Source organism: Pseudomonas sp. B14-6, assembly GCF_013260315.1.
In the GTDB taxonomy this organism is placed as follows: Bacteria; Pseudomonadota; Gammaproteobacteria; order Pseudomonadales; family Pseudomonadaceae; genus Aquipseudomonas; species Aquipseudomonas mandelii.
In genome coordinates, this window is sequence record NZ_CP053929.1 from 691,747 (window position 1) to 708,924 (window position 17,178).

The following is a 17,178-nucleotide window of genomic DNA, read 5'->3' on the forward strand; positions in this document are numbered from 1 at the left end:
CGGTGGATATTCTCTCAAGCCTGGCCATCGGTTTCGCCGCCGCGCTGACCCCGATCAATCTGATGTGGGGATTCATCGGCTGCCTGCTCGGCACGGCCATCGGTGTGTTGCCGGGGATCGGACCGGCGCTGACCGTTGCGCTGCTTTTGCCGATCACGGCCAAGGTCGACCCCACCGGGGCGCTGATCATGTTCGCCGGGATCTATTACGGCGCTCAGTTCGGCGGCTCGACCACGTCCATCCTGCTCAATACCCCCGGGGAATCGTCGTCCATGGTCACGGCCCTGGAAGGCAACCTCATGGCCCGAAACGGACGGGCAGGGCCGGCCCTGGCGACGGCGGCTATCGGGTCGTTTGTCGCCGGCACCATCGCGACGGTCCTGCTCACCTTGTTTGCGCCCATCGTTGCCACATTGGCGCTGAAGTTTGGTCCGGCGGAGTATTTTGCGATTCTGGTGCTGTCCTTCACGACGGTGTCGGCAGTGCTCGGCGCTTCGATGCTGCGGGGTTTCGTCTCGCTGGGGATTGGCTTGACGATTGGCTTGATCGGCCTGGATTCGACCTCAGGCATTGCTCGCTACACCCTGGGCGTGCCGGAGTTGGTGGATGGCATTGAAGTCGTGCTCGTGGCAGTCGGTTTGTTTGCCGTGGGCGAGGCGCTGTACAGCTTGCTGTATCAAAAAGAAGAAGCGTCCGGTCGGCACCGGCTGACGTCTTTGTGGATGACACGCGCCGACTGGAAACGCTCGATTCCTGCCTGGCTGCGGGGCACTCTGATCGGTTTTCCTTTCGGCTCCATTCCAGCCGGTGGCGCTGAAATCCCGACCTTTTTGTCCTATTCGGCCGAACGCAAACTGAGCAAGTTTCCCAAAGAGTTTGCAGGCAGCAAGGGCGAGGGTGCCATCGAAGGCGTTGCCGGCCCCGAGGCCGCCAACAATGCCAGCGCGACCGGTTCCCTGGTGCCGCTGCTGACGCTGGGCATTCCGACTTCCGCCACGGCTGCAATCCTGTTGGCCGCGTTCCAGAACTACAACCTGCAACCGGGGCCGATGCTGTTCCAGACCTCGGGTGATCTGGTCTGGACCCTTGTCGCCTCGCTCTACATCGGCAACGTCATCCTGCTGGTGTTGAACCTGCCGTTGGTGGGGTTGTGGGTCAAGTTGTTGCAGATTCCCCGACCGTACCTGAACGCCGGCATTCTGGTGTTCGCCACCATTGGTGTATACGGCATGCGCCACTCTTCGTTCGACTTGCTGCTGATGCTGGCAATCGGTTGGGGCGGGGTGCTGATGCGGCGCTTCGATTTCCCTGTCGCGCCGGTGATCGTGGGCATGCTGCTGGGGCCGATGGCCGAAAAACAGCTGCGCAACGCGTTGTCCATCAGCGAAGGTGACTGGATGATCTTTCTGACGCAACCTATCGCCGCGTCGTTTCTCGCGCTGACCCTGTTGGTGTTGATCGTGCCCCATCTGCTGCACGCTCGGGGCATCAAGTTGCATGAGGATGATTAGGCAGTTTTCTTCAATACGCAGGGCAGGGCGCTCAGTACCTTGGGCGCTGGTTTTCCTGAATTGAAGAAGGTGTGCGATGAGTCTGATTATCTCCATGGCCACATTTGCCCTGGTGGCGTCGATAACGCCGGGTCCGGTCAACATTGTCGCGTTGAGTTCGGGGGCGCAGTTCGGCTTTCGCGCCAGTCAGCGGCATGTGGCCGGGGCCACGTTGGGCTTTGTGTTATTGCTGGTGTTGATGGGCCTGGGGCTGCATGAGGTGTTGCGCATCTGGCCCGCGCTGACACAGGTGGTGCAACTGGCGGGCGTGGCGTTTTTGTTGTTCATGGCCTGGAAGCTTGCGGCAGACGATGGTCGCATCGACGCCAAAGAGTCACGCCGGGCACCGTCGATGCTGTATGGCGCGGTGATGCAATGGCTTAACCCGAAAGCCTGGCTGGCGTGTGTGGCGGGCATGGGCGCCTTCGTCGCGGACGGCGAGGCGCGGTTGGTCTGGCAGTTTGCAGCGGTGTATCTGGTGATTTGCTACGTGTCGGTGGGGTGCTGGGCGTATGCCGGAACTTTTCTGCAGGGTTATCTGAATAACCCTGCAGGCATGCGCTTGTTTAACCGCGTCATGGCGCTATTGCTGGGGGCGAGTGCCGTGTATCTGCTGGTTTCCTAGCCCCCGGCCACTCACCTCAATCGAGACCGTGCAGCAAACTGAACTCATTTTTTATCAACGGCGTGCTTAGCCTCGATACTGTCCCGGTGTCGCTGCCAGATGCTGTTTGAATACCCGCTGGAAATGCGCCTGATCGGCAAATCCCGCTTCCAGTGCTACCTCCGCAATCAACTTGCCATTGCGCAGTTGATCACGGGCGAACTGGATACGCCGGTTGACCAGAAAGGCATGGGGCGTCATGCCGTAATGGTGCTTGAAGGCGCGAATCAGGTAGGACGGAGACAGTTGAGCCGCGTCGCAAATATCCTCGAGCTTGAGTGGGTGTGTACAGTTGTCACGAATGTAGTCGGCGGCCCGTTCCAGCTTGAAATTGGGTTCGCGCAACGCTTGATCGACCGGGTTTAGCCGCTGTTGCACATCGGTAAAAAACTCCACCGCCGCACTGTGTTTGCACAACACGTCCTGCCAGGGATCAACCAGTATTTCGTACAAACTGTTGAGGCCGTCGAACAGGTTGCCATCGCGGGTGTGGGTGACGGAAAACCGCCTGAAGGCGGAGTCCTGGCTGAAGCCGAGCTGACGCTGCAAATCGGTCAGCCAGGGCGTTTCGACGTACAGCATCAAGTATGACCACGGCTGGTCGTCGATCGGATTGCAGGCATGGACATCATCAGGGTTCATCAACACCACGGTGCCGGCGCTGACCTGGAACTGCGCTTGCTCATGAAGGTAAGTACTGCGCCCGGCGGTGATCGCACCGATGGAAAAGTGCTCGTGGGAATGCCGGGTATAGCAGACCTCGCGGCCGTCGGCGATGGAACGGGCCTCGATGAAGGGCAGGGTATCGTCTCGCCAGAAACGGGGTGCCGTGTCAGCGTCTTTGGCAAAGGTGTGCTTCATCGTCAATGTCCTCGGCAGGCCAGCAACGGAGTGTATTAGCTCTCGCCGTCAAAGGCTCGTCGCAACGCGGCAATGTCGAGCTTTTTCATCTGCATCATGGCTTGCATGGCGCGTTGGGATTTCTTCGTGTCGGGGTCTTTGAGCATGTCCATCATGGCGACCGGCACGATCTGCCAGGACAAGCCGAACTTGTCCTTGACCCAACCGCACTGCTCGTTCTGCGGATGGGCGGAAAGCGAGCCCCAGAAATAGTCGACTTCTTCCTGGGTCTGGCAGTTGACCTGAAACGAAATCGCTTCGCTGAACGTGAACACCGGGCCGCCATTGAGGCCTGTCATGGGCTGCCCGTCGAGTTCGAAGCTGACCGTCATCACAGAGCCTTCGGGCATGCCATGAACCTCCTGGCCGGCCTTGCCGTAGTGAGTGATGGCAGTGATTTTCGAATGATCGAAGATCGAACAGTAAAACTTCGCCGCCTCTTCGGCCTGATTGTCGAACCAGAGGCAGGGCGTCAGTTTTTGCACGCGTTGCATGATGAAGCTCCTCTACGGGTGATTCATGCTGGATTATCAGCGTAGCCAGCTTGTAGTCGATTGGCTGGACCGTAGATCGACATTTACTCTCAGGTCTTGGTGTGCGATTGAGTCAAAATGACACTTATGTGAGTCATATAGACCATTAACGAGAGTGGTCGTTATGACTCATATCGCTTCAGGGTGCTGATTTGGAAGGATTAAAAAACTGGCATGAGACTTGATACGTAAAACGTACAACTGAACTGCTTCAGGAGTACGGAAAAATGTTCGAGTTCTTCAACAATCCTCAGAACGTTCTGAACCTGTCGAGTCGCGTGCTGGGCGCGGGTCTGGCACTGCTTTTGGCGGGCATCTACGGCGCGTATCTCTACGGCGGCCATGTGCCAATCGTGGCGCTGGTGATGATGCATGCCATGACCATCGTCGGGCCGACCTTGCTCAAGATCGGCTACGTGATGCGCCTGCTGGCCCAGCATCGGTTGAGTAAAGGTTTGGTCAGGGCGTTGGCCTGATGCGCAGACTCGCCGCTGCACCCCTTTTCAGTCTCGGCTTTCGACCCTTCTTTCTGGCGATCACCGGTGCGAGCCGGGTGTTTCCGGTACCGTTTTCCGGGTGGGGGCTGGGCTCTCGGCGCTGTTGTGGAGCGGCGCTTTCGGCCTGTTTCTCATGCACTACACCGGCATCCTGTTGAGGCCGAGACTCTAATGCCCGAGGCCGCCGCGATCAGCGATCCACTGCGTGGCCATGTCGATGAAGGCGCGCAGTTTCGGTTGAGTCTGGGTACGGCTGGGAAAGTACAGGTACAACCCCGAACTCAGTGGCACAAACGGCTGCAGCACTCGCTCCAGCTGACCGTTCGCCAGCTCGTCGATGATCTCCAGGTTGCAGGCGTAAGCTAATCCGAGCCCGTTTCGGGCGGCGCTGATCAGTAGCTTGCGATCATTGACGAGCACGCCACTCTCGACGCCCACCGTGAAGTCTCGCCCGTCGCGGCGAAACTCCCAGCGATGCGCGCTGCCGGAGCTGGCGAAGCGGAAGCCGATGCACGCATGCCGGGTCAGCTCTTCCGGGCTGAGCGGTTTGCCGGCCTTGGCGAAGTACGCTGGCGAACCCACCACCGACCATTGCAGGTCCGGTGTCAGGCGCACGGCGATCATGTCTTTCTCGATGGACTCTCCCAGCCGGATCCCGGCATCGAAACCGCTTTCCATCAAGTCGACTGTGGCGTCGTCCAATGAAATGTCGAGGCTGACCTGCGGATAAGCCTGGCGAAACAGCGGCATCAGCGGCTCGATCAACAAGGCGCCGGACAGGCGTGGCGCGGTGATGCGCAACGTGCCCATCGGTTGGTCGCGAAAACCGCTGAGCACCGCCAGGGCTTCGTCGATTTCACTGGCCGCCGGACGCAAGCGAGCGAACAGGCTGGCGCCAGCCTCGGTCAACGCCACCCGGCGCGTAGTGCGCTGGAACAGCAACACGCCGGTGCGCTGCTCGAGCAGTTTGATCGCGTGGCTGACCGCCGTGGGCGTCACCGCCAACCGGGTGGCGGCGAGGGTGAAGCTTTTGTGCTCGGCCACCGCCAGAAACTCGGTCAAGCCATCGAAAGGATCACGATTCATATCGACGCCATTATGAAAGACAGTTTCATAGTGCTTGTAACACGAGGGTATTTTTCAGACCAATCTTCCTGCGTACCTTGTGCTTACCCCAACCCGAACAAGGAACTCGATTCATGACCACTTCCCACACCTTCAAACGTGTCTGGCTCATCACTGGCGCTTCCCGCGGTATCGGCGCCAAGATCGCGGCCGCTGCACTGGCCAATGGCGACGCCGTGGTGGCCACCGCCCGTGATGCCAGCAGCGTCACCCAACGTTTCGGCACTCAACCCGCGTTGCTCGCCGTGTCCCTGGATGTCACCAACGAAGCGCAAGGCGTTGCGGTCGCCAAGGCCGCCATCGAGCATTTCGGGCGCATCGATGTGTTGGTCAACAACGCCGGCTTTGGTTTGCTGGGCGCGGTGGAAGAGGCCAGCGCCGATGAAGTGCGCCGCGTGTACGAAACCAACGTCTTCGGTTTGCTGAACATCACTCGGGCCGTGTTGCCATACATGCGCGCCGCCCGCAGTGGGCATGTGATCAACCTGTCATCGGTGGGTGGTTACGCGTCGGGGCCGGGGTTTGGCGTCTATTGCTCGACCAAGTTTGCCGTCGAAGGCCTGAGCGAGGCGTTGCACGCCGAGTTGGCACCTGTGGGCGTCAAAGTCACCGTGGTTGAGCCTGGATATTTCCGGACCGAATTCCTCGAGGGCAACTCCCTGGTCGAATCCCCGTCGACGATTGCCGACTACGACAGCACGGCGGGTGAGGTGCGCAAAATTGCCAAGGCCGTGACCCTGAACCAGCCGGGCGACCCGGACAAGCTCGCCCAGGCCATGATTATCCTGGTGGAAGCGAAAAAGGCACCGCTGCGCTTGCCGCTGGGCAGTGATTGCGTCGCGGCGATCGAAGCCAAGAACGCCTTCGTCGCTGATGAGTTGCAGACGTGGCGCGAGGTGTCGGTGTCCACCGACTACTGATCGCAATCTTTGTGGCCAGGGAGCTGCTGTGGCGAGGGAGCTTGCTCCCGCTGGGCTGCGAAGCGGCCCCAAGCCCTCCAAACCCGGTACATCAGAAAAACCGTGTTAGCTGGTTTTGCGAGGCTTCGCCGCCGAGCGGGAGCAAGCGCCCTCGCCACAAATGCCCACCAGGCACAAAAGCCCGCTAGCCGCCCAAGCGCCATCACTACAAAACCTCATTCCAAGGCCACTCATCAAGGTGGCCTTTTTTTGACCGGTGGTCGATGAACCGGTCTCGCCCGGCATTTTGCGCTTAGCTGTAGGGATAACCGGAGGCGCGCGTAGGCATTCCGTGTCACAGCGACGCCCCCTTCAGAACACCGTGAGTCTGAGGAAATTCGCAATGCTGACCCTGAATATCAACGGCAAGGATCAGGAGTTGGATGTCCCCGCGGACATGCCGCTGCTCTGGGTCCTGCGCGATGTCGCGCACCTGACCGGGACCAAATTCGGTTGCGGCATGGCCCAGTGTGGTGCCTGCACCGTGCACGTCGACGGCGCGCCGCTGCGCTCGTGCATCACGCCCGCCACCGCGGTGGCCCACGGGCAAAAAATCCTCACCATCGAAGGCCTGTCCACGGATGGTTCGCACCCAGTGCAGCAAGCCTGGGCCGAACTCGACGTGGTGCAGTGCGGTTACTGCCAGTCCGGGCAAATCATGTCCGCCGCCGCGCTGCTGGCGAAAATCCCCAAACCCACCGACAGCGACATCGATCAGGCGCTCTCCGGCAATATCTGTCGCTGCGGCACCTACCCAAGGATCCGCGCCGCGGTCAAACGCGCCGCCGAGATCGGTTGATGCCACGTTGAAGGGAGTCTGAACATGAACAGCATCAACCCGGTGTCACGTCGCGGTTTTCTCAAGGGCAGCGCGCTGTTGGGCGGAGGTCTGGTGGTGGCGTTCGTCATTCCCGGCGCCCATCGCTTTGCCGTGGGGGCGGAGAATGAAGGCAACGTGTTTGCGCCCAATGCGTTTTTACGGATCGGCAACGACAACGTCGTCACCGTACTGCTCGGCCACTCGGAAATGGGCCAGGGCATCTGGACCGGCCTCACCATGCTGATCGCAGAAGAGCTGGACGCCGACTGGTCGAAAATCCGCGTCGAACATTCACCCGCCTCGGCGGCTGACTACGGCATGGCGGGTTTCGGCGGAATGCAGATCACCGGCGGCTCGACTTCGACGTGGATGGAGTTCGATCGCTATCGGCAAGCCGGCGCGGCAGCGCGTCTGATGCTGATCGACGCAGCCGCCAAGCGTTTCAACGTCGCCCCCTCGGCGATTCACACAGAGTCAGGCGTGGTCATTGCCGGCGACAATCGCGCGACCTACGGCGAACTGGCGGACGACGCCGGCAAGCTGCCGGTGCCGGATCCGGCTTCGATCAAGTTCAAAGAGGCCAAGGACTGGAAACTGATCGGCAAACCCACCAAGCGCCTGGACACCCCGGAGAAAATCACCGGCCGGGCCAAGTTCGGCATGGACGTGCAATTTGAGGGCTTGATGACCGCCATGGTCGCCCGCTCACCCGTGTTTGGCGGCAGCGTCAAATCTTTCGAAGGCGCCGAAGCGCTGGCCGTGCCGGGCGTGCATAAAGTGGTGCAGGTGCCCACCGGCGTGGCGGTGATTGCCGACCATTACTGGGCGGCGAAGCTGGGGCGTGATGCGCTGAAGGTCGAGTGGGGCCTGGGGCCGAATGCCGGCCTCGACAGCCAGAAATTGCTGGAAAGCTTCCGCAAACTCGCGACCACGCCTGGCGTCTCGGCCAGCAAGGCCGGGGATACCACCGCCGCGCTGGGCAAGGCGGCCAAGACCGTCGACGTCGAATACAGCGTGCCGTACCTGGCCCATGCGCCGATGGAGCCGCTCAATTGCACGGTGAAAATCAGCAAGGACAAGTGCGAGATCTGGACCGGCACGCAGTTCCAGACCCTGGATCAAATGATCGCGGGCAAGATCACCGGGCTCAAACCCGAGCAGGTTGAAATCCACACCGAATTCCTCGGCGGCGGCTTCGGTCGTAGGGCCAATCCGACCTCGGACTTTGTCGCTGAAGCCGTGCAGGTCGCCAAGGCGGCAGGCGGGCCGGTGAAAACCGTCTGGTCCCGGGAGGATGACGTCCGCGGCGGTTATTACCGCTCGGCGTTCCTGCATCAGGCACGGATCGGCCTGGATGCTGGCGGCATGCCTGTGGCCTGGAAGCATGTGATGGTCGGTCAGTCGATCATGGCCGGCACCATGATGGAGGCGACGATGGTCAAGGACGGTATCGACAAGACCTCGGTCGAAGGCGTTGCCGACAGCCCGTACCTTGAAGACCTGGCCAATCACCAAGTGGAACTGCACTCGCCGACTACCGGCATCAGCGTGTTGTGGCTGCGTTCGGTGGGGCACAGCCACACGGCGTTTGTCATGGAGTCGTTGATTGATGAACTGGCGGAGGCGGCTGGCAAGGATCCGGTGGAATACCGACGAACCTTGCTCAAGGCGCATCCGCGACATTTGGGCGTGTTGAACCTCGCCGTCGAAAAAGCCAACTGGAAGGCGGAACTGCCGGACGGCCATGCCTTGGGTGTGGCGGTGCATGAGTCTTTCGGCAGTTACGTCGCGCAGGTCGCTGAGGTGTCTCAGGACAACCTGAAAATCCGCGTGCACCGGGTGGTGTGCGCGGTGGACTGCGGGATTGCGGTCAACCCGATGAGCATCGCGGCGCAGATGGAGTCCTGCATCACCTTCGGCCTCGGCTTTACCTTGCACAGCAAACTGACGTTCAAGGACGGCCAGGTGGTGCAATCCAATTACCACGACTATCAGGTGCTGCGGCTCAACGAAATGCCGGTGGTCGAAGTGCATATCGTGCCGAGCACTGAACGGTCCGGCGGTATTGGCGAAGCCGGCGTCCCACCCACGGCGCCGGCAGTGGCCAACGCGGTGTTCGTCCTGACCGGGCAGCGCTTGCGGGAACTGCCGTTGCAACTGTCGGGGGTGTGAGATGAGACGACATCTGATTCTGGGGACGGTGGTGTTGATCGGCTTGGTCAGCTATGCCGAGCACCTGTTTGCTGACGATAAGGAAGCCATCAAGGCGTTTGATACGGTGCAGAAGGTCTTTCAAAGTCCGCGTTGCCAGAACTGTCATATCCCGGGCGATTCGCCGTTGCAGTTCGACGCAGGCACCCCCCATGCCATGAGCGTAGTGCGCGGGATGGACGGCAAGGGCGCAGCGGGTTTGCCCTGCGCGACCTGTCACGCCGAGTCCAATCCGCCCCCCAGTTACGGGCCGCATACGCCACCGGGGGCGCCGCACTGGAGCTTGCCGCCCGCGGCGCACAAGATGGCCTGGATCGGGCTGCCGGCCGACCAGTTGTGCGCGATGATCAAGGATCGCTCCAGTAATGGTGACCGTGATTTCGCGGCCCTGATCAAGCACGTCACCGAGGACAAACTGGTGCTCTGGGGCTGGAATCCGGGTGAGGGAAGGGCGCCGGTGCCGGTGCCGCACGACATTTTCGTCACCCAATTCAAGCTGTGGGCGGCCGCTGGAGGCCCGTGTCCGGTGCAGGGCAGTTGACCGGCGGTCCGTTAACAGGGAGTCAAACCGGGTATGCACGACTCTAAAGTACATACCCGCCAATGGAGTGAGTCATGCTGATCCCAGGCAAACCGGTCAAGCGCGGTGCTTGTACAGACCCGTTACGTTCGCCACTGCAGGAGCGTGAGCTGTTGCGTGACCTGGCCCGCAAGGCCGAGCAAGAACTGATGGGCGTGCAGATGGCGAGCATGGACGAGTTGACGCTGCTGCCCAACCGCCACGGTTTTACAGCGCTGGCCCAACAGGGGATGGACGCCTGTCAGCAACTGGGGCTGCCGGCGACGCTGCTGTTTTTCGACCTCGATAACTTCAAGCGAATCAACTATCTGTACGGGCGCGCCGAGGGTGATCACGCCCTGAAGACCTTCGCTGACGTGCTGCGTATCGCCTTTCGCGAAAGCGATGTGATTGGTCGACTGGGCAACGATGAGTTTGTCGCCCTGTTGACGGGTGCAAGCGTTGTTGAGCTGTCCGCGATCAAGGCCCGGCTCGAAGAAATACTCGCCGAGCGCAATGCCACGGCGAATCGCAGTTTTGCCATTCACTTCAGCATTGGCCAGGTCGAGTTTGATGCTCGGCTAAACCCGACAGCGGAAGACGTGTTGACCCTGGCCGATAAGGCGATGCACGACACGGATCATTGCTGAGCGGCGCCTTGCAACGCTGCGGCAACGTAGGCGGCCGTTCGCAACAGGCGGCCATCGTCCCTGAACCTCCCGATGATCTGTAGCCCGACCGGCAACATGGGGTGGGCGCGCACCAGCGGGACGTTCACCTGCGGCCAGCCAAACGCCCCCCAGAACTTGATGAAATCCGACGGTCCGGTGCTTTCCAGGCCCATCGGCGCGACCATCCCGCAGGAGGCACCGAGCATGGCGTCGAACGGTTGGCAAAGCTCATTCAAACGGGGCGCAAGGGTGGCCAGGCGCGCCTTGGCAGCGGATTCCTGCTCCCAGGTTGTTGCCGCCGCTCGCTCGAACATGGCCAGTGTCGATGGGCTCAGTTGAGCACGATGGCGTTGGAATTCCTTGGCCAGCGAGCGGGCACCTTCGCAATCGTTGATCAGCTGATGGTCGTCGAACACTGCGGCAAACTCATCGGGCAGTTCCAGTTCGCTCACATAATGGCCGGCGCTGCGCAACTGATCCGTGGCCTGCTCCAGAGCGCAGGCCACCTCGGCGTCCACCTGATCCCAGCGTGAGGTGCGGCAGAAACCCAGCCGCAGTGGACGCCGCTCAACGTCAGGCACTACAAAACCGGGAATCAACACCCGCGCCACAAGGTGCAGATCGCGCACCGATCGTCCATACCAGCCCACGGTGTCGAAGCTCGGCGCCAGCGGCTTTACACCTTCCAGCGACACCAGTCCCAGGGACGGTTTGTAGGCGAAGAGACCGCAATATGACGCCGGCTTGAGCAACGAGCCAGCCGTCTGGGTACCCAGCGCCACCGCGAAGAAACCCGCTGCCATCCCCGCCGCCGAACCCGCGCTGGAGCTGCCCGGCGTGCGAGCGAGATCGTGAGGATTTCGGGTCGGGCCAGTGTGCATGTAGGCAAATTCGGTGGTGTGGGTCTTGCCCATGATCAGCGCCCCGGCCTGGCGCAGCAGCGTCACGACGTGGGCATCCCGGGACGGTTGATGGTCGGCGTAGATGGGCGAGAAAAATTGCGTGGGGTAGGCGGCCGTGTCGAAGATGTCCTTGATGCCGACGGGGACGCCGGCCAGCAGGCCGCGCCCGGTGATCTGCGCAGCATCGGCACGCACCTGCCGGTCGTCGAACGAGACGAACGCCTGAATCTCCGGCTCCCGCGCCTGAATGCACTCAAGAAAGGATTCGGCGATGGCGGCAGCGGTCGTATCGCCATTGACTACCGCTTCACTGAGGGTGGTCGCGTCAAGGGCTGGGAGGTTCATTTGGCGAACAACTGGCTGATGTTTTTAAATGCCTTGAACTCCAACGCGTTGCCGCAAGGGTCGAAGAGAAACATCGTGGACTGCTCGCCCACCAATCCCTGAAAGCGGATGCCTGGCTCGATCACGAAGCGTGTCCCAAGGCCTTTCAAGCGCTCGGCCAGCGCCTCCCATTCCGCCATCCCCAGCACCACACCGAAATGCGGCACCGGTACGTCATGACCGTCCACGGCATTGGTGTGCGCCGCGTCCTGTGAAGCGTTTTTCGGTGCCAGGTGTATCACCAGTTGATGGCCGAAAAAGTTGAAGTCGACCCAATGCTCGCTGGAACGGCCTTCTTCAAGACCGAAGACTTCGCCATAGAAACGCCGGGCAGCGGCCAGATCGTAAACCGGTACAGCCAAGTGAAAAGGGGAGAGTTGCATCGGATTCGCCTCGGATTGTCAGGAGATGAGGCTGAGTTTAGCGCTATGATTTTTGATTGAAAGACGATAGTTTTTGCGTCGAGCTCAAATTATTTCGATCAATCGAGAAGTCCAATGCTGCGCGAATTGAAAACCTTCGTCGCCGTCACACGCTACGGCACATTCGCCGCCGCCGGCATGCACATCGGTCTGACGCAGTCGGCGGTCAGCGCGCAGATGCGCAACCTGGAAAAGGCGCTGGGCATCCGCCTGTTCGATCGCACCGGGCGACAGGCGATTCTGAATGCCGCAGGGCAACGGGCGTTGCCGATGGCGCAGCAGATCCTCGACACGTTTAGCCGGATGGCCATCAGTGAGGATGTCAGCGAGTACCGTGGCGAGTTGAAAATCGGTGCGGTGGCCACGGTCCAGACCGGGTTGTTGCCTCAGGCATTTTTGCGTTTGAGGGAGCAGGCACCGCTGCTGGAACCGAAACTGGTGCCGGGCGTGTCGTTGAACCTGCTGAGTCAGGTCGATACGGGTGAGGTGGATCTGGCGATATTGATCAAGCCGCCCTTCGAACTGCCCAAGGAGCTGTCGGCGCAGGTGATTCGCCGGGAACCGTTTGTATTGATCGTGCCGATGGATCTTGAGGGCGATGACCCGCTGCAGATCCTCGCGAGCCAGCCGCACGTGCGGTACGACCGTAACTCATTCGGAGGGCGCCTGATTACGCGATTTTTGCGTGAACAGCAGATTGATGTGCACGTGGCGATGGAGATGGATGAGCTGGAAGCCATTGTGAAAATGGTTGAATGCGGGTTTGGTGTTTCACTGCTGCCCGAGGCCGGGTTATGGCTTGAACATGGGGCGAGGGTCAGGATCATTGCGCTGGGCGAGCTGACGTTTTATCGGGAGATTGTCTTGTTGCAGCGCTACAGCCAACGCACGCAGCCGATCCAGCTGTTGTTTGCCAAGTGCCTGGCGCAACCTGCCGGCTAACGCAGGCGTGGCAGTGTATGTGCTGTAAAGAATGAATTTTGGCTCTTGAAGACAGTAAGACTGTTATTTATGACAGTGATATGCGTGTCGGCTTTCGCATTAGGGTGGCGCTGTCAAACGGATCTGGCTGTCGGGATGGATGTTTGTTGGCATTCCCCTGATTGCATGGAGCCCTTACTTCAGGAGGATATCGGCATGACAGCGCAAGCCAACACGCAGCAAGCACCAGGTGACCTGGATGTGGGATTTGCTGACAACGGTATGATCAATATTCCCCAAGGTTCGTCTCAGTGTGTCGTTGAAACATCTGCCGGCAAACTTCTTTACGTGGCTCAAACAGGCCGTGTCTCATGGGTTTATCAGGCCATGGCTGATGGCACTTCCGATCCGACCTTCCAACCGTTCGCGTGGGACTTCGCCAAAGGCCAATTCGAAAGTGTCACACGTTTACTTGCTCGAAGAGACGGCAAATTCCTCTTGATTGGTAACTCGGGTAATGAGCCCTTTATCCGGCAGGCTGCGATCACGCGATTCAACGAGGGAGGAAGTCCTGATTTAGTCTTTGGCACAAAAATGCTGCCTTTACCCGTAGACCCCGTCCCTCCGGAGCAGGGTTTGCAGACATTCGGACCTACGGGATGCCTCACTGCTGATAACCATGTGTTAGTGGCCGCAAGTTACCAATTGGCGGACAGCGAGGGCACAACTATCGATTCGGCAGGTAGGGTATACACCCTGGATGACCAAGGTCATCCCGACACTGGATTTGAAGTCAGATTCAAGGGGCCGATTACCACGATTCATAGTATCGGCGTCCTGTCAGACGGGCGCATCGTTGTGTTTGGGATTGTTGACCGCCCGGCATCAGGCACATCAGTGCCGAACGCGGTCTTGGCTTGCTACAACCGAGACGGCACGTTGAACAAAACCTTCGGCATTGACGGATTTTGGGAAGACAAAAACTACGCTGGTTTTGGCTCGATGGTGGTGGATGATGACAAGATAATCATCGCCGCTGTCACGTCGATTAATAACGATGGCAACCGTTATGTTTCCGTGCAACGGGTATTGGGTGATGGCACCTCGGATAAGACCTTTAACAATGGAGCGCCGTTGGTGGTTGATCTGGGTTCCGGCTTTATAAACATCCCGTCCATCACCGTACAGCCGGATAAAAAAATCGTGGTCGCAGGGAGTGAGAATTTTCCTGTGCAAAACCTGTACTGGCTGCGTACCACCGAGGGCGGTGAGCTAGACACTTCTTTCGGTGATTCTGGGGTGGTTCGACAGCAAGCTGGCCGGGTGAATGACATTATTGTCCAGCGCACCGGCAATCGACTCATCCTCGCAGTTAATCTGGACTCAAGTGAAGCTCAAGGTCCGAAAGTCTTGGGTATCCTGAGCTGATAGCGTCTTTACGACCACGCAAGCCACAAATCCTTGTGGGAGCGAGCCTGCTCGCGATTGCAGTGTGTCAGTCAACATCAATACTGAATGTCAGACCGCAATCGCGAGCAGGCTCGCTCCCACAGGGGATTTGCGTCGGGCATTGATAATGCAGGCATAAAAAACCCGCCAGACGAGGCGGGTTTTTTCATGGCTAACCGAAGATCACTCTTCGATGTTGCCCATGGCGGTGGTGTTGAAGCCGCCGTCTACGTACATGATTTCGCCGCTGATGCCGGACGCCAGGTCCGAGCACAGGAAGGCGCCGGCGTTGCCGACTTCGTCGATGGTGACGTTACGACGCAGCGGGGTTTGCGCTTCGTTGGCGGCCAGCATCTTGCGGAAGTTCTTGATGCCGGAAGCGGCGAGGGTGCGGATCGGGCCAGCCGATACGCAGTTGACGCGGGTGCCGTCCGGGCCCAGGGAGCCGGCCAGGTAACGCACGCCGGCTTCCAGCGAAGCCTTGGCCATGCCCATTACGTTGTAGTTCGGCATGGTGCGCTCGGCACCCAGGTACGACAGGGTCAGCAGGCTGCCATTGCGGCCTTTCATCATTTCGCGGCCAGCTTTGGCCAGGGCCACGAAGCTGTAGGCGCTGATGTCGTGAGCGATGCGGAAACCTTCACGGGTGGTGGCTTCGGTGAAGTCGCCGTCCAGTTGGTCGCCCGGGGCGAAGCCGACGGAGTGCACGATGCAATCCAGTCCGTCCCACTTCTTGCTCAGCTCAACGAAAACCTTGGCGATTTCTTCATCGCTGGCCACGTCGCACGGGAAGCACAGGTCAGGGTTGGAACCCCAGCTTTGTGCGAACTCTTCGACACGACCCTTGAGTTTGTCGTTCTGATAAGTGAAGGCAAGCTCAGCGCCCTCGCGATGCATGGCGGCAGCGATGCCGGATGCGATGGACAGCTTGCTGGCGACACCGACGATCAGTACGCGCTTACCGGCGAGAAAACCCATGTGTTGCTCCTCTCTTTCAGGTTATTGCGCAGTGGCCGGAGCCAGGAAAGCGGCTTCCAGCAACTGCTGTGTATACGGATGTTGGGGGGCGGCAAAGATACTTTGCGCGTCTCCCTGTTCGACCACTTGGCCCTGCTTGACCACCATCAGCTGGTGGCTCAGCGCCTTGACGACAGCCAGGTCATGGCTGATAAACAGATACGTCAGGTTGTACTTGGTTTGCAGTGAGCGCAGCAGCTCCACCACTTGGCGTTGCACGGTGCGGTCGAGGGCCGATGTCGGCTCGTCCAGCAAAATCAACGCCGGTTTTAGCACTAATGCCCGGGCAATGGCGATTCTCTGCCGCTGCCCACCGGAAAATTCGTGGGGGTAGCGGTTCCGGGTTTCCGGGTCCAGGCCTACCTCCTTCAATGCCGCAATAATCGCTTGTTCCTGTTCCGCCTCGGTGCCCATCTTGTGGATCCGCAGGCCTTCGCCGACGATCTGGCTCACGCACATCCGTGGGCTCAGGCTGCCAAACGGGTCCTGAAACACCACCTGCATCTCCCGGCGCAACGGCCGAACCTCGGCCTGCGTCAGGCAGTCTAGCTGCTTGCCTTCAAACCGGATGGCGCCTTTGCTGCCGATCAGCCGCAAAATCGCCAAACCCAGTGTCGACTTGCCCGAACCGCTTTCTCCCACAATCCCCAGGGTCTGGCCCTGAGGCAGGCTGAAATTGATCCCGTCCACCGCTTTGATGTGGTCAACGGTCTTTTTCAGAAAGCCTTTCTTGATCGGGAACCAGACTTTCAGGTCCTCGACCTGCAGCAGCGGCGGGCCAATCACGTTGGTCGCAGGCGTCCCGCTGGGCTCCGCTGCCAGCAGTTCCCGAGTGTACGGATGCTGCGGCGCGCGGAACAACTCTTCGCACGATGCCTGTTCGACGATGCAACCGCGCTGCATGACACATACGCGATGCGCAATTCTTCGTACAAGGTTCAAATCGTGACTGATCAGTAGCAAGGCCATGCCCAGGCGGGCCTGCAATTCCTTGAGCAATTCGAGGATTTTCAGCTGAACGGTCACGTCCAGCGCGGTGGTTGGCTCGTCGGCAATCAGCAGTTCCGGCTCGTTGGCCAGGGCCATGGCAATCATCACCCGCTGGCGCTGGCCACCGGACAACTCGTGGGGTAAAGCCTTGAGGCGCTTGTGCGGTTCAGGAATGCCGACCATTTCCAGCAATTCCAGGGTGCGCTTGGTCGCCACTTTGCCGACAAGGCCCTTGTGAATGCCCAGCACCTCGTTGATCTGCTTCTCGATCGAGTGCAGCGGATTGAGCGAGGTCATCGGTTCCTGGAAGATCATCGCGATCCGGTTGCCGCGGATGTGGCGGATGGTTTTCTCTTTCAGACTCAGCAGGTCTTGCCCCGAATACTCGATGGTCCCGGACGGATGCCGGGCGAGCGGGTAGGGCAGCAGTCGCAGGATCGAATGCGCGGTCACCGATTTGCCTGAGCCGCTTTCGCCAACCAGAGCCAGGGTTTCGCCGCGCTTGATGTCGAAGCTGACGCCTTCCACCACCCGCTGGCAGTGATCGCCGACGACGAATTCGACGGCCAGGTCGCGCACTTCGATCAGATTGTCCTGATTCATT

At 59.9% G+C, this 17,178-nt stretch carries 17 protein-coding genes; 10 read left to right on the forward strand and 7 right to left on the reverse strand.

The window, feature by feature from the left end; translation table 11 throughout:
• Positions 1 to 2: 2 nt before the first annotated feature.
• Together HP062_RS03240 and HP062_RS03245 are read left to right on the forward strand one after the other, a co-directional pair.
• The gene (locus HP062_RS03240) at positions 3 to 1,511 is read left to right on the forward strand and encodes a tripartite tricarboxylate transporter permease (protein WP_010459748.1); all 1,509 of its coding nucleotides are present in this window, start codon (positions 3 to 5) and stop codon (positions 1,509 to 1,511) included.
• Between the two features lie 76 nt (positions 1,512 to 1,587).
• The gene (locus HP062_RS03245) at positions 1,588 to 2,175 is read left to right on the forward strand and encodes a LysE family translocator (RefSeq protein WP_010459750.1); all 588 of its coding nucleotides are present in this window, start codon (positions 1,588 to 1,590) and stop codon (positions 2,173 to 2,175) included.
• A 66-nt stretch (positions 2,176 to 2,241) separates the two neighbouring features.
• Here HP062_RS03245 and HP062_RS03250 read toward each other — a convergent pair whose 3' ends face one another.
• Together HP062_RS03250 and HP062_RS03255 are read right to left on the reverse strand one after the other, a co-directional pair.
• A complete protein-coding gene (locus HP062_RS03250) occupies positions 2,242 to 3,075 on the reverse strand; it encodes an AraC family transcriptional regulator (protein WP_172790813.1) in 834 nt (277 codons plus the stop codon).
• Between the two features lie 35 nt (positions 3,076 to 3,110).
• Entirely contained in the window at positions 3,111 to 3,608 is a 498-nt protein-coding gene (locus HP062_RS03255; protein ID WP_010459755.1) for a VOC family protein, read from the reverse strand.
• A gap of 266 nt (positions 3,609 to 3,874) precedes the next feature.
• Here HP062_RS03255 and HP062_RS03260 point away from each other — a divergent pair, with 266 nt between their 5' ends.
• Complete coding sequence (locus HP062_RS03260; protein WP_077750507.1) at positions 3,875 to 4,123, forward strand: transmembrane sensor/regulator PpyR; 249 nt, start codon at positions 3,875 to 3,877, stop codon at positions 4,121 to 4,123.
• Positions 4,124 to 4,312: 189 nt separating this feature from the next.
• Here the strand turns inward: HP062_RS03260 and HP062_RS03265 are convergent, their stop codons facing one another.
• Positions 4,313 to 5,230 carry a LysR family transcriptional regulator gene (locus HP062_RS03265; protein WP_172790814.1) on the reverse strand — a complete coding sequence of 306 codons (918 nt, stop codon included), beginning with the start codon at positions 5,228 to 5,230 and terminating at the stop codon, positions 4,313 to 4,315.
• Between the two features lie 113 nt (positions 5,231 to 5,343).
• Between HP062_RS03265 and HP062_RS03270 the strand changes: the two genes are divergently transcribed.
• From HP062_RS03270 to HP062_RS03290, 5 genes are all read left to right on the forward strand, one after another.
• A complete protein-coding gene (locus HP062_RS03270; protein WP_172790815.1) occupies positions 5,344 to 6,189 on the forward strand; it encodes an oxidoreductase in 846 nt (281 codons plus the stop codon).
• 382 nt (positions 6,190 to 6,571) lie between these two features.
• Positions 6,572 to 7,027, forward strand: coding sequence for a (2Fe-2S)-binding protein (locus HP062_RS03275; RefSeq protein WP_010459764.1), 456 nt, complete (start codon positions 6,572 to 6,574; stop codon positions 7,025 to 7,027).
• Between the two features lie 24 nt (positions 7,028 to 7,051).
• A complete protein-coding gene (locus HP062_RS03280; protein WP_172790816.1) occupies positions 7,052 to 9,220 on the forward strand; it encodes a xanthine dehydrogenase family protein molybdopterin-binding subunit in 2,169 nt (722 codons plus the stop codon).
• Between the two features lies 1 nt (position 9,221).
• Positions 9,222 to 9,800 (forward strand): hypothetical protein, encoded by a 579-nt coding sequence (locus HP062_RS03285; protein WP_172790817.1) that lies wholly within the window; start codon positions 9,222 to 9,224, stop codon positions 9,798 to 9,800.
• A gap of 74 nt (positions 9,801 to 9,874) precedes the next feature.
• The gene (locus HP062_RS03290; protein WP_010459770.1) at positions 9,875 to 10,468 is read left to right on the forward strand and encodes a GGDEF domain-containing protein; all 594 of its coding nucleotides are present in this window, start codon (positions 9,875 to 9,877) and stop codon (positions 10,466 to 10,468) included.
• Here the strand turns inward: HP062_RS03290 and HP062_RS03295 are convergent.
• Together HP062_RS03295 and HP062_RS03300 are read right to left on the reverse strand one after the other, a co-directional pair.
• Positions 10,459 to 11,736: an amidase gene (locus tag HP062_RS03295; RefSeq protein WP_172790818.1), complete on the reverse strand. Its 1,278-nt coding sequence runs from the start codon at positions 11,734 to 11,736 to the stop codon at positions 10,459 to 10,461. The genes HP062_RS03290 and HP062_RS03295 overlap by 10 nt on opposite strands.
• Complete coding sequence (locus HP062_RS03300) at positions 11,733 to 12,158, reverse strand: VOC family protein (protein WP_172790819.1); 426 nt, start codon at positions 12,156 to 12,158, stop codon at positions 11,733 to 11,735. Before HP062_RS03300 ends, HP062_RS03295 begins: the two co-directional genes overlap by 4 nt.
• Positions 12,159 to 12,272: 114 nt before the next feature.
• Here HP062_RS03300 and HP062_RS03305 point away from each other — a divergent pair, with 114 nt between their 5' ends.
• Complete coding sequence (locus tag HP062_RS03305) at positions 12,273 to 13,139, forward strand: LysR family transcriptional regulator (RefSeq protein ID WP_172790820.1); 867 nt, start codon at positions 12,273 to 12,275, stop codon at positions 13,137 to 13,139.
• Positions 13,140 to 13,334: 195 nt separating this feature from the next.
• Positions 13,335 to 14,546, forward strand: a complete 1,212-nt coding sequence (locus tag HP062_RS03310) for a hypothetical protein (RefSeq protein ID WP_172790821.1) — start codon at positions 13,335 to 13,337, stop codon at positions 14,544 to 14,546.
• 204 nt (positions 14,547 to 14,750) lie between these two features.
• Here HP062_RS03310 and fabI read toward each other — a convergent pair whose 3' ends face one another.
• Both fabI and HP062_RS03320 read right to left on the reverse strand, forming a co-directional pair.
• A complete protein-coding gene (gene fabI, locus HP062_RS03315; RefSeq protein WP_010459780.1) occupies positions 14,751 to 15,545 on the reverse strand; it encodes an enoyl-ACP reductase FabI in 795 nt (264 codons plus the stop codon).
• A gap of 21 nt (positions 15,546 to 15,566) precedes the next feature.
• A complete protein-coding gene (locus HP062_RS03320; protein WP_010459782.1) occupies positions 15,567 to 17,177 on the reverse strand; it encodes an ABC transporter ATP-binding protein in 1,611 nt (536 codons plus the stop codon).
• Position 17,178: the final 1 nt, after the last annotated feature.

What these genes read in the sequence shown, in the direction of transcription:
- HP062_RS03310 (WP_172790821.1), top strand. Translation starts at nt 13,335, where the DNA reads ATGACAGCGCAAGCCAACACGCAGCAAGCACCAGGTGACCTGGATGTG.
- HP062_RS03280 (WP_172790816.1), top strand. Translation starts at nt 7,052, where the DNA reads ATGAACAGCATCAACCCGGTGTCACGTCGCGGTTTTCTCAAGGGCAGC.
- HP062_RS03255 (WP_010459755.1), bottom strand. Translation starts at nt 3,608, where the DNA reads ATGCAACGCGTGCAAAAACTGACGCCCTGCCTCTGGTTCGACAATCAG.
- HP062_RS03295 (WP_172790818.1), bottom strand. Translation starts at nt 11,736, where the DNA reads ATGAACCTCCCAGCCCTTGACGCGACCACCCTCAGTGAAGCGGTAGTC.
- HP062_RS03275 (WP_010459764.1), top strand. Translation starts at nt 6,572, where the DNA reads ATGCTGACCCTGAATATCAACGGCAAGGATCAGGAGTTGGATGTCCCC.
- HP062_RS03245 (WP_010459750.1), top strand. Translation starts at nt 1,588, where the DNA reads ATGAGTCTGATTATCTCCATGGCCACATTTGCCCTGGTGGCGTCGATA.
- HP062_RS03265 (WP_172790814.1), bottom strand. Translation starts at nt 5,230, where the DNA reads ATGAATCGTGATCCTTTCGATGGCTTGACCGAGTTTCTGGCGGTGGCC.
- fabI (WP_010459780.1), bottom strand. Translation starts at nt 15,545, where the DNA reads ATGGGTTTTCTCGCCGGTAAGCGCGTACTGATCGTCGGTGTCGCCAGC.
- HP062_RS03285 (WP_172790817.1), top strand. Translation starts at nt 9,222, where the DNA reads ATGAGACGACATCTGATTCTGGGGACGGTGGTGTTGATCGGCTTGGTC.
- HP062_RS03320 (WP_010459782.1), bottom strand. Translation starts at nt 17,177, where the DNA reads ATGAATCAGGACAATCTGATCGAAGTGCGCGACCTGGCCGTCGAATTC.
- HP062_RS03305 (WP_172790820.1), top strand. Translation starts at nt 12,273, where the DNA reads ATGCTGCGCGAATTGAAAACCTTCGTCGCCGTCACACGCTACGGCACA.
- HP062_RS03290 (WP_010459770.1), top strand. Translation starts at nt 9,875, where the DNA reads ATGCTGATCCCAGGCAAACCGGTCAAGCGCGGTGCTTGTACAGACCCG.
- HP062_RS03260 (WP_077750507.1), top strand. Translation starts at nt 3,875, where the DNA reads ATGTTCGAGTTCTTCAACAATCCTCAGAACGTTCTGAACCTGTCGAGT.
- HP062_RS03250 (WP_172790813.1), bottom strand. Translation starts at nt 3,075, where the DNA reads ATGAAGCACACCTTTGCCAAAGACGCTGACACGGCACCCCGTTTCTGG.
- HP062_RS03270 (WP_172790815.1), top strand. Translation starts at nt 5,344, where the DNA reads ATGACCACTTCCCACACCTTCAAACGTGTCTGGCTCATCACTGGCGCT.
- HP062_RS03300 (WP_172790819.1), bottom strand. Translation starts at nt 12,158, where the DNA reads ATGCAACTCTCCCCTTTTCACTTGGCTGTACCGGTTTACGATCTGGCC.